Source organism: Massilia sp. MP_M2, from assembly GCF_039123635.1.
Taxonomy (GTDB): Bacteria; Pseudomonadota; Gammaproteobacteria; order Burkholderiales; family Burkholderiaceae_D; genus Telluria.
Window position 1 is genome coordinate 276,153 of record NZ_JBCHJF010000002.1, and the last position, 15,151, is coordinate 291,303.

Genomic DNA, 15,151 nt, shown 5'->3' on the forward strand with positions numbered 1-15,151 from the left:
GCTTACGGCGTGATCACGACCTTGCCGGTCACCTTGCGCGCCGCCATGTCTTCCAGCGCCTGCGCGGTGTCGGCCAGCGCGTAGCGCTCCGATACCAGCGGGCGCAGCTTGCCCTCGCCATGCCAGGCGGCCAGTTGCGCCATCGCGGCATGGTGCGCGCCCACTTCCTTGCGCGTGAAATCGCCCCAGAACACGCCCACCACGGATGCGCCTTTGAGCAGCATCAGATTCCACGGCAGTTGCGGAATACGACCCGCCGCAAAGCCGACCACCAGGTGCCGGCCGCGCCAGGCAATCGAGCGCAGCGCCGGTTCGCTGTATTTGTCGCCGACGGGGTCGACGATCACGTCCGGCCCGCGGCCATCGGTGGCAGCGCGGATGGCGTCGCGCAAGTCGTCCCGTTCGTAGTTGATCAGCGCGTCGGCGCCATGGGCGGCGCATAGCGCCAGCTTGTCATCGGTGGAGGCGGCTGCGATCACGCGCGCGCCCAGTGCCTTGCCGACCTCGACCGCCGCGAGCCCGACGCCGCCGGACGCGCCCAGCACCAGGATTGTCTCGCCCGGTTGCACGGCGCCCCGGTCGGCCAGTGCGTGATACGCGGTGCCGTAGGTGAGCGTCAGCGCCGCGGCCACAGCGAAATCCATCGTGGCCGGCATTGGCAGCAGCGCGCTCACGGGCGCCAGCGCCTGCTCGGCAAAGGCGCCGGTGCGCGTGAAACCGATCACGTGCTGGCCGGGCGCGAACGCGGTCACGCCAGGACCCACCGCGCGCACGACGCCGGCAAACTCGTTGCCTGGTGTGAAGGGCAGGGGCGGGCGGAACTGGTACTTGCCCTGGATCGTCAGCACGTCCGGAAAGTTCACGCCGGCGGCGCGGACATCGACCACCACCTCGGCCGGGCCCGGCACCAGGTCGGGCAGGTCTGCAAGGATCAAGCTGCCGGGCGGGCCCCAGGCGGTACAGCGGATGGCTTTCATGGCTTCTTTCATCGGTAGCGGCGCGGGGCATTATGCCTCACGGCTGAACGTGGATGATCAGTCCAGCCCGTACCGCACGGCCGGTCTTCTCCTGTTCGACCGCAACCGATGGGCCTCACAGGCAGGCTAGCATCGGCAGGATCGCGCCGTTCTTCGCTGCCTGGCGCGCTCGTGCCAGATGTTCTTCCTCCCCAATCATGAGGCATCGCATGGACCAATCCAGCCTGTCGTTCGCGTCCCCCGCGGCGCTCGATGCCCATGAAGCGTTCGCGCAGACACTCGCGCGGCAGCACGCGTTCACACATGCGAGGGCGGTGCTGGAAAGCGTCGTCGCGGCACGCCGGTGCCAGCAGGGCAGCGCGCATCGCGACACGCTACGCTGCAGCTACCGGCTGGCGCTGCTGTGCGCCGGGGCGGGCGAACTCGGCAATGCACGCCGGTTGCTCGAAAGGATACTGCGCGCCTGCGCACGGCAAGCCACCTGCGATGCCGCCGCCCGCCTTGCCGCGCGCACGGCGCTCGCCGAGGTCCTCGCCACGCAAGACGACATGGCCGGATTGAAGCATTTGAACAACAGTCCTTGAGCGTGGTTGTTTGGCGCTTGCCGCGGTTGCCACGCTGCTTGTCAATTCGCTAATTCATTCCTCCCGGCGGCATGGCAAAGCTGCCCTCAACGTTCCGGATCATGAAATCCGGGCGCATTTTTCCGCGACCAAGTGTCGATACAAGCGTTGCTTCAGGTAAAATCGTCTCTATGCGGATACTGATTAGCAACGACGATGGCTATCTCGCGCCCGGCATCCAGGCGCTGGCGGATGCGCTCGCGCCGATCGCCGAGATCGTCGTGGTCGCGCCCGACAGCAACCGCTCGGGTGCGTCCAACTCGCTGACGCTCGACCGCCCGCTGTCGGTCCACAAAGCAGCCAACGGCTTTTACTTCACCAATGGCACGCCGACCGACTGCGTGCACATCGCGCTGACCGGGATGTCCGACGCGCTGCCCGACCTCGTTGTTTCCGGCATCAACAATGGCCAGAACATGGGCGACGACACGCTGTATTCCGGCACCGTGGCCGCCGCCACCGAAGCCTATCTGTTCGGCGTGCCGGCCATCGCGTTCTCGCAGGTCAACAGCGGTTGGGCCCACATCGACGATGCAGCCCGTGTGGCGCGCGACATCGTCGAGCGCTTTGCGGCCGGCGGTTTTGCCGCCTTGCCGTCGCCGTTCCTGCTCAACGTGAACATCCCGAACCTGCCGTATGACCAGATCGGCCCATTGACCCCGGCCCGTCTCGGCCGTCGCCACCAGGCCGAGCCCGTCATCCGCGCGCAGGATCCGCGCGGGCGCGAGATCTTCTGGATCGGCGCGCCCGGCGCCTGCCTTGATGCGGGCGAGGGCACCGATTTCCACGCGACCTCGCAGGGGCGCGTGTCGATCACGCCGCTGCAGATCGACCTGACCCACAAGACCCAGCTCGATCTGCTGGCTGGAGCCTTGCCATGAAGGATGCGCGTCCGAACTTCCCGCTGCCGCTGTCGTCGACGACGGGGGGCGCGCGCAAGCCCGGCGCGCCGCCGCCGGTGTTTACGCCGCAGACCGCCACCCGCAACGCCGCCAGCGGCAGCAAGGCGCCGCTTGAAGCCGCGCCGGCGGCGCGCGCGCCCGGCTACGTGCAGGCAAGTACCAGCGCACCGACCGCCCAGCGCTCGGACCTTGCCGCGACCGAAGCGGTGCGCCGCGCGATGGTGGCGCGCATCGCGCGCCAGGGCGTCAACGACCCGCAGGTGCTGCGCGCCATGGAAATCGTGCCGCGCCACCTGTTCCTGGAGCCGGCCATGTCGGACCAGGCGTATGTCGATGCATCGCTGCCGATCGGCCATCAGCAGACGATGTCGCAGCCGTACATCGTGGCGCGCATGATCGACATGGTGTGCGCCGGCCGCAAGCTCGAGCGCGTGCTCGAGATCGGCACGGGCTGCGGCTACCAGGCCGCGGTGCTGTCGTTTGTCGCGAAGGACGTGTATTCGATCGAGCGCATCCGGGCCTTGCACGAGCTCGCCAAAACCAATCTGCGCCCGATGCGCATAGCGAACCTGCGTTTGCAGTATGGCGATGGTATGTTAGGCTTGCCACAGGCGGCGCCGTTCGACGGTATCATTCTCGCGGCTGCCGGCCTCGACGTGCCGCGCGCGCTGCTCGAGCAGCTGGCCATCGGTGCGCACCTGGTGGCACCGGTTGGTGCCGAGGTGCAGCACCTGCACCGTATAACCCGCACCGGCAAGGCCGAGTGGACCAGCGAAACGCTGGAAGCGTGCCACTTCGTGCCCTTGCGCCCGGGCACCATCTAATTTCAATCTGGGCCGCCAGGCCCGCAGTACGCCGACAAGACTAAAGAATGCCAATGACACAAGCACCGCGTTTCGCCCTCCTGACGATCCTCATCGGCCTCGTTGCCGGCTGTTCCACCACGACCCGCCAGGCGCCTGTCGTCGAACGCGGTACCCCTCCCGCACAGACCCGCCCGGCACCGGTGCGCGTCGACGACGCGCCCAAGCACGACGAGCGCGGCATGTACACCGTGCGCAAGGGCGACACGCTGCTGCGCATCGCCTTCGACTTCGGCCAGAACTACCGCGACCTGGTCGACTGGAACAAGCTGGCCAATCCCGACGACATCAAGGTAGGCCAGGTACTGCGCGTGAGCGCACCTGGCGGTGAGCGTACGGCCAATGTCCAGACCCAGCCGATTCCGATGCCGCCGGCCGCCACCGCGCCGCGCAAGACCGAGCCGCGCGTCGACAAGAAACCGTTTCCCGAGAGTGCCGCTGCCGATACACGCCCGAGCGTCCCAGTCGTCACGCCAGTCGCGCCGGCAGCACCTGTCGCCCCGGCTCCCGGTGCCAGCGACGAAGCGCGCCTGAGCTGGATGTGGCCATCGGAAGGCCGCGTCATCGCCACCTTCGACGACGGCCGCAACAAGGGTCTGGATATCGCCGGCAAGGCCGGTCAGCCGGTGGTCGCGGCGGGTTCTGGCAAGGTCATGTACGCTGGCAGCGGGATTCGCGGTTATGGTAACCTCGTGATCGTCAAGCATAGCAACAGCCTGTTGTCGGCCTACGCGCACAATCGCAAGATCGTCGTGAAGGAAGGCGACAATGTGGCCAAGGGCCAGTTGATCGCCGAAATGGGCGATTCCGACGCCGACCTGGTCAAGCTTCACTTCGAGATCCGCCAGCAGGGCAAGCCGGTCGACCCGACGAGGTTCCTGCCCGTTCGATAGGATGGTATGACGCAGCCGCCGCTCTCGCTCGACTCGCAGGACACCGACGAGTTTCCGGATGACCCGGAAAGCGAGGCAGCGCCTGCTGCACGCGACGACGAACCATCGGCGGTTGCCGCCGTCGTCGACACGGTCGACGAGCTGCGCAAGGTCTTGCAGGCCGAGCTCGCGACCGACACCACCCAGCACTACCTGAACCAGATCGGCACCCGCGCGCTGCTTACGCACGCCGAAGAAGTCCATTTCTCCACGCTGTCCAAGGCCGGGGATTTTGGCGCCCGCCAGACGATGATCGAGCACAATCTGCGCCTGGTCGTCTCGATTGCCAAGCACTACATCAACCGGGGCGTGGTGCTGCTCGACCTGATCGAGGAAGGCAATATCGGTCTGATGCGCGCGATCGATAAATTCGAGCCCGAGCGGGGCTTTCGCTTTTCGACCTATGCGACCTGGTGGATTCGCCAGAGTATCGAGCGCGCGATCATGAATCAGGCGCGCACGGTACGGTTGCCGGTGCACATGGTGCGCGAACTCAATGGTGTGCTGCGCGCCAAATACCATCTCGAAGCGCACAACCACGATGGCAAGGAAGCCTCGAGCGAGGACATCGCCAGCCTGGTCGGCCGCCCGGTCGAAGAGGTGCAGGATATTTTGATGCTGTCCGAGCATCCTACGTCGCTCGACGCGCCGCTCGACAACGACCCGCAATCGAGCCTGATGGACGTGTTGCCCGACGACGGCGAGAGCAGTCCCGACGCCCACGCCGAGCAGCAGGAAGCCGCGCTGCTGGTGCGCGACTGGCTGGCGCGCCTGCCGGACAAGCAGCGCCTGGTCGTCACGCGCCGCTTCGGCCTGGACAACGACGAGCCGGCCACGCTCGAGACGCTGGCTGACGAGCTGGGCGTCACGCGCGAGCGGGTACGCCAGATCCAGCAAGAGGCACTCGTCAAGCTCAAGCGTGCAATGGCCGCCCGTGGCGTCGTTCGCGACGCCTTGTTCTAACGCTTCCGGGCAGGTTGTAGCGCCTCATCCGTTTCCTTGCTATCATGCGCCCGCCTGTACGGCCCCGCCGCCAGCGCATCCTTTCCTCGACGCTCACCCCTTTCTGATCGCCCATGCACGACATTTTCATCGACATCAAATCCCTTGATATGGACGGGCGCGGCGTTGGCCACCTCGAGAACGCCGACGGCTCGCCCGGCAAAGTGGTCTTCGTCGAAGGCGCGCTGCCCGGCGAGCGCGTCAGCTACGAGACGCTCAAGAAAAAGAAGAACTGGGAAGCGGGCCGCATGGTCACGCTGCAGCGCGCATCGTCGATGCGGGTCGAGCCCAGATGCATCCACTTCGGCTACTGCGGCGGCTGCTCGATGCAGCATCTGGAGCCGGGCGCGCAGGTCGCGATGAAGCAGCGCGTGCTCGAAGATAACCTCAAGCACATCGCCAAGGTGAAGGCCGAGACCATCCTGCGGCCGATGTATGGCCCGACCTGGGATTACCGCTATCGCGCGCGTCTGTCGGTGCGTAACGTGCCGAAGAAAAACACGGTGATGGTGGGCTTTCACGAGAAGGCATCGGCGCTGGTGGCCGATATCGTTACCTGCGAAATCCTGCCCGACCATGTCGCGCGCCTGATCGTGCCGCTGCGCGCGCTGATCGCAGCGCTGTCGGTGATCGACCATGTGCCGCAGATCGAAGTGGCGATCGGCGAAGAATCGACGGTGCTGGTGCTACGCATCATGGCGCCGCCCAACCGTAAGGACGAAGCGCTGCTCAAGGCATTCGCCGACGAATGGAAGATCCACTGGTGGCTGCAGCCGAATGGCCCCGATTCGGCGCATCCTTATTATCCGCTGGGCACTGACCTGTATTACACGCTGCCGGAGTTCGGCATTCGCATGCCGTTCAAGCCAACCGACTTCACCCAGGTCAACCACCAGATCAACCGCGTGCTGGTCTCCAAGGCGCTGCGCCTGCTGGACGTGCAGCCGACCGACCGCGTGGCCGACCTGTTCTGCGGCCTGGGCAACTTCACGCTGCCGCTGGCGACGCAGGCGCGTGAGGTCGTCGGCATCGAAGGCAGCACCGCGCTGACCGAGCGCGCGCTGGACAATGCCCGCGCCAATGGCCTGGCCGCCAAAACATCATTCTCGACGCGCAACCTGTTCGACGTGACAAAAGGCGACCTGGTCGCGCTAGGGCGCTTTGACCGCATGCTGATCGACCCGCCACGCGATGGTGCGATGGCGCTGGCGCAGGCGCTGGCCGACCTGCGCATCACCCACGAGCACCTGATGCCGCAGCGCATCGTGTACGTCTCGTGCAGCCCATCGACGCTGGCGCGCGACGCCGGCATCCTCGTGCACGAAGCCGGCTACGTGATGACGAAGGCAGGCGTCGTCAACATGTTCCCGCACACGTCGCACGTCGAATCCATCGGTGTATTCGAGCTGGGCGAGAAGCCAGCGCCGGCAGAAGAGTGGATCTGATAGCCGGGGTCAGGTTGACATTCTAAAAAACCGGGGTCATAAAAAACCGGGGTCAGGTCTGACATTCGGACACGATCTCGACAGTCGGGCAGTTGCAACTCGCTGGCAATGACTACGCTAATGATGGGCTAGACAACGTTGGAAGTGGTTAAGGCTGAGGTCGTGTCCGAATGTCAGACCTGACCCCCGCTGTGGGTGGGGAAGTGAAGGACGAAAAAAAACCGGCGAGTGGCCGGTTTTTTTATTGGGGCAGGGACGATCAGTCGTCGCCACCAATGATGCCCAGCAGGCGCAGCACGCTGGAGAAGATGTTGAATACGCTCAGATAGATCGACAGCGTGGCGGTGACGTAGTTGGTTTCGCCGCCGTTGACGATGCGCTGGACGTCATACAGGATGAAGGCCGAGAAGATACCGATCGCCAGGACCGAGATCACGATCGACAGCACCGACATCTGCAGGAAGATGTTGGCGACGACTGCCAGCAGCAGCACGACGACACCGGCCATCAGCCAGCTGCCCATGCCCGAGAAATCGCGCTTGGTCGTGGTGGCGATGCTGGCCATCACGGCGAACACGATCGCGGTGCCGCCAAAGGCGGTCATGATCAGGCTGCCGCCGTTTGAGTAATTCAGCGTGTGCGTCAGAAGCGGGGCCAGCATCAGGCCCATGAAGAACGTGAAGCCCAGCAGCAGGGCAACGCCCAGGCCCGAATCCTTGTTCTTTTCAATGGCCCACATGAAACCGAATGCCACGGCCATGAAGATGACGAAGCCGAGGATGCCGCTGAACAGCGCCACACCCATGGACACGCCAAGGAAGGCGCCTGCCACGGTCGGGATCATCGACAGCGCCAGCAACCAGTAAGTATTGCGTAGCACGCGGTTACGCGAGGCCTGACCGCCTTTGGTCAGGTCGATGGTACTTTGGGTACTAGGATACATAGTGCCTCCGGAGAAATGAATGACTGCTGGTACTGTACAACAACTACCTACCATCCTATAACATGTAGCTTAAACGAGCATGAAGGTTGATGAAGAAGCTGGACGTAGATTTGCTGCCACTTTACCACCATGCCGACCGCCACCGCAATATGAGCTTTTCGGGTCGGATATGGTAAAATTGAAGGTTAATTGAGTCCCAAAGTCCGTTTTCAATACTCAGTTCTAAACCTTTCATTTTATTGGAGTTTTCTCATGGCAATCGAACGCACCCTGTCCATCATCAAGCCTGACGCAGTCGCAAAAAACGTGATCGGCAAAATCTACAGCCGTTTCGAAGAAGCTGGCCTGAAGATCGTCGCTGCACGCATGGTGCAACTGTCGCGCGCTGAAGCCGAAGGCTTCTACGCTGTGCACGCTGCACGTCCATTCTTCAAGGACCTGGTCGAGTTCATGATCTCGGGCCCAGTCATGGTCACCGCCCTCGAAGGCGAAGGCGCGATCCTGAAAAACCGCGACCTGATGGGTGCAACCGATCCAAAGAAAGCTGACGCTGGCACCATTCGCGCTGACTTCGCCGATTCGATCGATGCCAACGCCGTTCACGGTTCGGACGCTGCCGAAACCGCCGCTGTGGAAATCGCTTACTACTTCCCGGCACTGAACGTCTACTCGCGTTAATTAGTAAGGGGGAGCGCAGTCCGGGCGCGCCCCGGAGCATTCTCCCCGGACTAATGCAATGAGTAACCTGCTCGCCTGCGGCCAAGGGCTGATGCGAGCGGGTGCTGAAACTGAGGAATTTTTGCCATGACGACGCTCACCAACCTGCTGGACTTTGATCCCGCGCAACTCGTCGCTTATTGCGCCGACTTGGGTGAGAAGCCGTTTCGCGCCAAGCAATTGCAACGCTGGATCCACCAGTTTGGCGCCGCGGACTTCGATAGCATGACCGACCTGGCCAAGTCGCTGCGTGAAAAGCTGCGTACGCGCGCCGAAGTGCGCGCGCCAGCCATCGTCAGCGACAACACGTCCACCGATGGCACGCGCAAGTGGCTGGTCGACGTCGGCAATGGCAATGCGGTCGAAACCGTGTTCATCCCGGAAGAAAACCGCGGCACGCTGTGCATCTCGACGCAAGCGGGCTGCGCCGTCAACTGCCGTTTCTGCTCGACGGGCAAGCAGGGCTTCAACCGCAACCTGACGGTCGCCGAAATCATCGGCCAGCTGTGGATGGCCGAGTTCGAGCTGCGCCGCACCAAAGGCATCGAGCCGGGCCCGAAAGGCGAACGCCAGATCACCAATGTGGTGATGATGGGCATGGGCGAGCCGCTGCTGAACTACGAACCCACCGTTACCGCACTCAAGCTGATGCTCGACGATAACGCCTACGGCCTGTCGCGCCGCCGCGTGACCCTCTCGACCTCGGGTGTGGTGCCGAACATCGACAAGCTGTCGCAGGACGTGCCGGTAGCCATGGCGGTGTCGCTGCATGCGTCGAACGATGCGCTGCGCGATATCCTGGTGCCGCTCAACAAAAAATACCCGCTGCGCGAACTGATGGCTGCCTGCAAGCGCTATCTCGAATTCGCGCCGCGCGACTTCATCACGTTCGAATACTGCATGCTCGACGGCTTCAATGACAGCGACGAGCATGCACGCGAACTGATTGCACTGGTCAACGACCCCGTGGTCGGTGTGAACTGCAAGTTCAACCTGATTCCGTTCAACCCGTTCCCCGAGTCGGGCCTGTTCCGCTCCAAGAATCCCCGCATCAAGGCGTTTGCCCAGGTGCTGATGGATGCCGGCATCGTCACCACCGTGCGCAAGACGCGCGGCGACGATATCGACGCCGCCTGCGGCCAGCTGGCTGGTGAGGTCAAGGACCGCACCCGGGTGGTCGAGCGCATGGAAAAAATGGCCGAGTACCAGAAAAAGTTTGGCGCCGACTTCGGGCGCATCGTGGAGATCCCGACCTGATGAAGCTTGCCGCCGCCGCGCTTGCACTCGCCTCGACCCTGACCCTGCTGGCCGGATGCGCCAGCAACGCGGGCGGCGGGTCGGGCAGTGGATCGGGCACTACCGGCGAGCTCAAGACGGCGTCGGACCAGACGGCGGGCGAGAAGCGTGCCTCGATCCGCATTCAACTGGCGGTCGGTTATTACCAGCAGGGCAAGTACGAAATCGCGCTCGACGAAATCAAGAAGGCGCTGGCGGCCGATGCGGCCTATGGCGATGCGTACGGCTTGCGCGCGCTGGTCTACACGTCGATGGGCCAGTATCCGCTGGCCGAAGAGAATTATCAGCAGGCGCTGCGCCTGCGCCCGAACGACCCCGAGTTTTCAAACAACTTCGGTTCGTTTCTGTGTCAGTCGGTCAACCGCCCGGCCGAGGCAATGCGTTATTTCGATGCTGCACTGAAGAACCCCACTTACCAGACGCCGCTCAGCGCGCTGGTGAATGCGGGCGTGTGCAGCATCAAGAACCAGAACAACGATGCGGCCGAGCGCTATCTGCTCGAAGCCTTGCGTTTGAACCCCGGTTTGCCGACGGTCAACACCGGATTGGCGCGGGTATATTACGAGCGGCGCGACCTTGAGCGCGCCGGTTTTTTCATCAACCGCCTGCTCGAGACAGCCAAACTCGACACGCTGTCGGCCGATGCGCTGTGGCTTGCCATGCGCATCGGGCGCAAGGCGGGTGACCGGACCCATGAAGCGTCGCTGGCGGCCCAGCTGCGGCGCCGCTTCCCCGGTTCGCCCGAATACGCGGCGTACGAGCGCGGGGCGTTTGGTGAGTAAAGAAGAACAAGGACAAGGACAAGGACAATGAACGAGCAAGCAGACCAGCCAGCCGCACCGGGCAACGCGTCCGGCATCCCTGGCAAGACCCTGCAATCCCAGCGCGAAATCATGGGCTGGAGCGTCGAGCAGGTTGCCGACCAGCTCAAGCTGGCGCCGCGCCAGGTGCTGGCGCTGGAAGCGGGCGATTACGCCTCGCTGCCCAGCCCCGCCGTCACGCGCGGCTTCGTGCGCGCCTACGCCAAGCTGCTGCGCATCGACGCGGCGCCACTGGTGTCGATGATCGAACTGAACATGCCACCCGAAGCCCGTGCTGGTGCCCAGTCGGCCATCGCTGCTGCGCGCCGTGAACAAAAACCAGCGGCGTTCTCGGAAACCCGGTTCCCGATCAACGGCAAGCGCCGCAGCCTGCCGCTGGGCTGGATTGCGGCCGTGGTCGTCGTGGCCGGCGCCGCTGTCGCGGTCTGGCAGTTCAACCTGATACCAAGTTTTAACCGTGACGTGGAATCGGGCGATACGATGGTGCTCGAGAACCCGGCCACCGGTGTCGTGGCGCCGGGCGCTGCTACCCCGGCGCCGCAAGGCCTGATCAATCCGTCGGTGCCGCTCATTTCGGTGCCGTCGCCATCGAGCCAGGGTACGGCGCCTGCAGGCACGCCGGCGACAACGTCAGCAGCCCCAAGCGCGCCTGTTGCTGCGCCTGCCGCAGCGCCGGTGACTGCGCCGGCCGCTGCCACGCCGGCGCCCGTTGCCGTGGCGCCGGCGGCTGCAGCGACCGCTGCCGCAGCGACGGCTGCCGCAGCGACGGCTGCCGCTGGCCCCAACACGCTGTTGCTGAATGTGCGCGCCGATTCGTGGATCGAAGTACGCCCGAGCGGCGGCGGTCGCCCGCTGATCTCGCGCCTGGTCAAGGCTGGCAGCACCGAGTCGGTCGAGGTTCTAGGTCCCGTCAATCTGACCGTTGGCGTGCCGGGCGCCGTGACCGCGACGCTGCGCGGTGCTAACGTTCCGCTGCCACAGCAGCCGGGCAAGACCATCGCACGCGTGGCCCTGAAATAAGCTGATCACTCGCTGGAACCAACATGAATTCCTTGAACGAAACCCCTGTCCCCGAGTTCGCATCGGCCGCCGCCATTCCATCGGGCCCGATGGCCCGCCGCGCCAGCCGCAAGGTTCTGGTCTCGCACGGCGCGCGCCAGGTGTGGGTCGGCGGCGATGCGCCGGTCGTCATCCAGTCGATGACCAATACCGATACCGCCGATGCGATCGGCACCGCGATCCAGGTCAAGGAGCTGGCGCGTGCCGGTTCCGAGATCGTGCGCATCACGGTCGACACGCCGGCAGCGGCGGCCGCCGTGCCGGCGATCCGCGCCCAGCTCGACCGCATGGAAGTCGATGTGCCGCTGGTCGGCGACTTCCATTACAACGGCCACCTGCTGCTGCGCGATTATCCCGAGTGCGCGCAGGCGCTGTCGAAATACCGCATCAATCCGGGCAATGTGGGGCAGGGCGCCAAGCGCGACACACAGTTCGCCCAGATGATCGAGATCGCGGCCAAGTACGACAAGCCGGTGCGCATCGGCGTGAACTGGGGCAGCCTCGACCAGTCGCTGCTGGCGCGCATCATGGACGAGAATGCCTTGCGCGCCAATCCATGGTCGGCCCAGGCCGTCATGTATGAAGCTTTGATCACGTCGGCCATCGAGAACGCCATGCGCGCCGAAGAAGTGGGCCTGGCGCGCGACAAGATCATCCTGTCGTGCAAGGTCTCGGGCGTGCAGGACCTGATCGCCGTGTACCGCGAACTGGCCCGCCGCTGCGATTACCCGCTGCACCTGGGCCTGACCGAAGCGGGCATGGGCAGCAAGGGCATCGTCGCCTCGACCGCCGCGCTGTCGGTGCTGCTGCAAGAGGGCATCGGTGACACGATCCGCATTTCGCTGACGCCCGAGCCGGGCGGCGATCGCACGCGCGAAGTCATCGTCGGCCAGGAGATCCTGCAGACGATGGGCCTGCGCAAGTTTACGCCGATGGTCATTGCATGCCCGGGTTGCGGCCGCACGACGTCGACCGTGTTCCAGGAGCTGGCGGACAATATCCAGACCTTCCTGCGCGACCAGATGCCGGAATGGAAAAAGACCTATCCGGGCGTGGAAGGCATGAACGTGGCCGTGATGGGTTGCATCGTCAATGGCCCGGGCGAATCGAAGCACGCGAACATCGGCATCAGCTTGCCGGGCACGGGCGAATCGACGGCGGCGCCGGTGTTCGTCGATGGCCAGAAATTTGCCACGCTGCGCGGCGAGCGGATCGTCGAAGAATTCCAGACGATCGTGCTGGACTATGTGAAGAAAAACTACGGCCGCGAGTCGGTGATGTAGGGTGGACGGCTTCGCCGTCCACGCGTCCAACCGGTGCTTGCCCTGCCGGAACGCGTGGACGGCATAGTCATCCACCCTACCGAGGAATTGGTGCAGGCAGTACCGGCACCGTTTGTACGCACAAAGAATTGGTTCAGGCAGTACAAGCACCGTTTGAACACGAAAAAGAGTTAACAGAAAATGTCCAAACCAGAAAAAATCGTTGCCATCAAAGGCATGAACGACATCCTGCCCAGCGATGCACCGCTGTGGGAATTGTTCGAGAACACCACCGAAACGATCCTGAAAAGCTACGGCTACCAGAAGATCGTCACGCCGATCGTCGAGCAGACGAGCCTGTTCTCGCGCGCCATCGGCGCCGTGACTGACATCGTCGAAAAAGAGATGTATTCGTTCGAAGATTCGATGAACGGCGACCAGCTCACGCTGCGTCCTGAAGGCACCGCCAGCGTCGTGCGCGCCGTGCTCGAACATAATCTGGTCTACGACGGCCCGCGCCGCCTCTGGTACAAGGGCCCGATGTTCCGCCATGAGCGTCCGCAGCGCGGACGCTATCGCCAGTTCTTCCAGTTCGGCGCGGAAGCCATCGGTTTTTCGGGCCCGGACATCGATGCCGAGCTGATCATGATGTGCCGCCGCCTGTGGGATGACCTGGGCATCGAGAACGTGCGCCTCGAACTGAACTCGATCGGCAACGCCGAAGAGCGCCAGCGTCACCGCGCCGACCTGATCGCCTACCTCGAGCAGCACGAGGCCATCCTGGACGCCGAAGCCAAGCGCCGCCTGCACAGCAATCCGCTGCGCATCCTCGACACCAAGAACCCGGCGATGCAAGAGATGGTCAATGCGGCGCCGCGCCTGCTGGACTACTTGGGCGAAGAATCGCTGGCGCACTTCAACGGCGTCAAGTTCCTGCTCGACCAGAACGCGGTGCAGTACACGGTCAACCCGCGCCTTGTACGCGGCCTGGACTATTACAACCGCACCGTCTTCGAGTGGGTCACCGATGCACTGGGCTCGCAAGGCACGATCTGCGCTGGCGGCCGCTACGATCCGCTGGTGGAAACCTTTGGCGGCAAGGCCACGCCGGCCGTCGGTTTCGCGATGGGCATGGAGCGTATCATCGAGCTGATGAAGGCGATGGGCGAGCCGGCCGAGCCGAACCAATGCGACGTCTACATGGTCCATCAGGGCGAGAAGGCGCAGCTGCAAGCCTTCATCCTGGCCGAGCGCATTCGGGATGCCGGGCTGGATGTTGTGTTACATTGCGCAACGCCAGCGGGCGCCGGCAGCTTCAAGAGCCAGATGAAGAAGGCCGACGGGTCGGGCGCGGCGTTTGCCGTGATCATTGGCGAAGACGAAGTCGCCAACGAAACCGCCGCCGTGAAGACGATGCGCGGCGAGATCGGCGAGCAGCAGCAGAGCACCGTGCCGTTCCTGGAAGTGGTCGACTACCTGGTCGACCAGATCACCGGTGCGCACGTGCATGACGAACACTGCGGGCACGACCACGATCACGTGCACAAGCATTAACACCCGTCGTACCTCGCAAACCATTCAACCACTACAAGAACACGCATATGGCATACGATCACCAAGAGCAGGAACAGCTTGATTCCTTCAAGGCGTTCTGGTCGAAATACGGCAACATCATCGTCTGGGTCCTGATCCTGGCGCTTGGTTCGTTTGCTGGCTGGAATTTCTGGAAGACCCATCAGGCCAACAAGTCGATCGAAGCGTCCGCGCTGTACGACGAACTGCAAACGTCGCTGCTGGCCAATGACAATGCCAAGGTCCAGCGTATCGCCGGCGACATCCGCGCCAAGTACGAGAACTCGCCGTACACGCAGATGGCAGCCCTGGCCGCGGCCAAGACGGCGTTCGACGCCAATGACCTGAAAACCGCCAAGGCCCAGCTGCAATGGGCGGCCGAGAACGGCAACGACGAATACAAGTCGATCGCCAAGCTGCGCCTGGCTGGCGTGCTGCTCGACGAAAACGCGTTCGACGACGCCTTGAAAGTGTTAAATGGAACGTTCCTGCCACAGTTCACTGCGCAAGTGAACGACCGCAAGGGCGATGTGCTGGTGGGCCAGAACAAGCTGAACGAAGCACGCGCTGCCTATGTCGCCGCACTGGCCGCGATGGATGCTGCCAGCCCGGCCCGTCAACTGGTGCAGGTCAAGCTCGAAGCCATCGGCGGCACTGTGCCGGCAGACAAGAAAACCGGCCAAGCGCCAGCCGCAGACCAGAAAGCGGCTGCGTAAAATTTTCGCATGAGATGGCCC

15 protein-coding genes are annotated in these 15,151 nt (G+C 63.8%); 13 read left to right on the forward strand and 2 right to left on the reverse strand.

Features of this window, described 5'->3' with window-relative positions; genetic code table 11:
- Positions 1 to 2: 2 nt before the first annotated feature.
- Complete coding sequence (locus RCH14_RS06030; RefSeq protein WP_343025252.1) at positions 3 to 977, reverse strand: NADPH:quinone oxidoreductase family protein; 975 nt, start codon at positions 975 to 977, stop codon at positions 3 to 5.
- Between the two features lie 209 nt (positions 978 to 1,186).
- Between RCH14_RS06030 and RCH14_RS06035 the strand changes: the two genes are divergently transcribed.
- The 6 genes from RCH14_RS06035 to rlmD all read left to right on the forward strand — a co-directional run bounded on the left by RCH14_RS06035 (position 1,187) and on the right by rlmD (position 6,744).
- The gene (locus RCH14_RS06035) at positions 1,187 to 1,561 is read left to right on the forward strand and encodes a hypothetical protein (protein ID WP_343025253.1); all 375 of its coding nucleotides are present in this window, start codon (positions 1,187 to 1,189) and stop codon (positions 1,559 to 1,561) included.
- Between the two features lie 170 nt (positions 1,562 to 1,731).
- The gene (gene surE, locus RCH14_RS06040) at positions 1,732 to 2,481 is read left to right on the forward strand and encodes a 5'/3'-nucleotidase SurE (protein ID WP_343025254.1); all 750 of its coding nucleotides are present in this window, start codon (positions 1,732 to 1,734) and stop codon (positions 2,479 to 2,481) included.
- A complete protein-coding gene (locus tag RCH14_RS06045; RefSeq protein WP_343025255.1) occupies positions 2,478 to 3,326 on the forward strand; it encodes a protein-L-isoaspartate(D-aspartate) O-methyltransferase in 849 nt (282 codons plus the stop codon). Before surE ends, RCH14_RS06045 begins: the two co-directional genes overlap by 4 nt.
- 53 nt (positions 3,327 to 3,379) lie before the next feature.
- The gene (locus RCH14_RS06050) at positions 3,380 to 4,258 is read left to right on the forward strand and encodes a peptidoglycan DD-metalloendopeptidase family protein (RefSeq protein ID WP_343025256.1); all 879 of its coding nucleotides are present in this window, start codon (positions 3,380 to 3,382) and stop codon (positions 4,256 to 4,258) included.
- 6 nt (positions 4,259 to 4,264) lie between these two features.
- Entirely contained in the window at positions 4,265 to 5,260 is a 996-nt protein-coding gene (gene rpoS / locus RCH14_RS06055; RefSeq protein WP_343025257.1) for an RNA polymerase sigma factor RpoS, read from the forward strand.
- Between the two features lie 113 nt (positions 5,261 to 5,373).
- Positions 5,374 to 6,744, forward strand: coding sequence for a 23S rRNA (uracil(1939)-C(5))-methyltransferase RlmD (gene rlmD / locus RCH14_RS06060; protein WP_343025258.1), 1,371 nt, complete (start codon positions 5,374 to 5,376; stop codon positions 6,742 to 6,744).
- Between the two features lie 259 nt (positions 6,745 to 7,003).
- Here rlmD and RCH14_RS06065 read toward each other — a convergent pair whose 3' ends face one another.
- Complete coding sequence (locus RCH14_RS06065; RefSeq protein ID WP_343025259.1) at positions 7,004 to 7,687, reverse strand: Bax inhibitor-1/YccA family protein; 684 nt, start codon at positions 7,685 to 7,687, stop codon at positions 7,004 to 7,006.
- A 252-nt stretch (positions 7,688 to 7,939) separates the two neighbouring features.
- Between RCH14_RS06065 and ndk the strand changes: the two genes are divergently transcribed.
- From ndk to RCH14_RS06100, 7 genes are all read left to right on the forward strand, one after another.
- Positions 7,940 to 8,365, forward strand: coding sequence for a nucleoside-diphosphate kinase (ndk, locus tag RCH14_RS06070; RefSeq protein WP_183555425.1), 426 nt, complete (start codon positions 7,940 to 7,942; stop codon positions 8,363 to 8,365).
- A gap of 126 nt (positions 8,366 to 8,491) precedes the next feature.
- Positions 8,492 to 9,661 carry a 23S rRNA (adenine(2503)-C(2))-methyltransferase RlmN gene (gene rlmN / locus RCH14_RS06075; RefSeq protein WP_343025260.1) on the forward strand — a complete coding sequence of 390 codons (1,170 nt, stop codon included), beginning with the start codon at positions 8,492 to 8,494 and terminating at the stop codon, positions 9,659 to 9,661.
- Positions 9,661 to 10,482 carry a type IV pilus biogenesis/stability protein PilW gene (gene pilW, locus RCH14_RS06080; RefSeq protein ID WP_343025261.1) on the forward strand — a complete coding sequence of 274 codons (822 nt, stop codon included), beginning with the start codon at positions 9,661 to 9,663 and terminating at the stop codon, positions 10,480 to 10,482. Before rlmN ends, pilW begins: the two co-directional genes overlap by 1 nt.
- A gap of 27 nt (positions 10,483 to 10,509) precedes the next feature.
- Positions 10,510 to 11,541, forward strand: a complete 1,032-nt coding sequence (locus RCH14_RS06085) for a helix-turn-helix domain-containing protein (protein WP_343025262.1) — start codon at positions 10,510 to 10,512, stop codon at positions 11,539 to 11,541.
- A 23-nt stretch (positions 11,542 to 11,564) separates the two neighbouring features.
- Complete coding sequence (gene ispG, locus RCH14_RS06090; protein WP_343025263.1) at positions 11,565 to 12,863, forward strand: flavodoxin-dependent (E)-4-hydroxy-3-methylbut-2-enyl-diphosphate synthase; 1,299 nt, start codon at positions 11,565 to 11,567, stop codon at positions 12,861 to 12,863.
- Positions 12,864 to 13,043: 180 nt separating this feature from the next.
- A complete protein-coding gene (gene hisS, locus RCH14_RS06095; RefSeq protein WP_343025264.1) occupies positions 13,044 to 14,396 on the forward strand; it encodes a histidine--tRNA ligase in 1,353 nt (450 codons plus the stop codon).
- A gap of 47 nt (positions 14,397 to 14,443) precedes the next feature.
- Positions 14,444 to 15,130 (forward strand): tetratricopeptide repeat protein, encoded by a 687-nt coding sequence (locus tag RCH14_RS06100; RefSeq protein ID WP_343025265.1) that lies wholly within the window; start codon positions 14,444 to 14,446, stop codon positions 15,128 to 15,130.
- Positions 15,131 to 15,151: the final 21 nt, after the last annotated feature.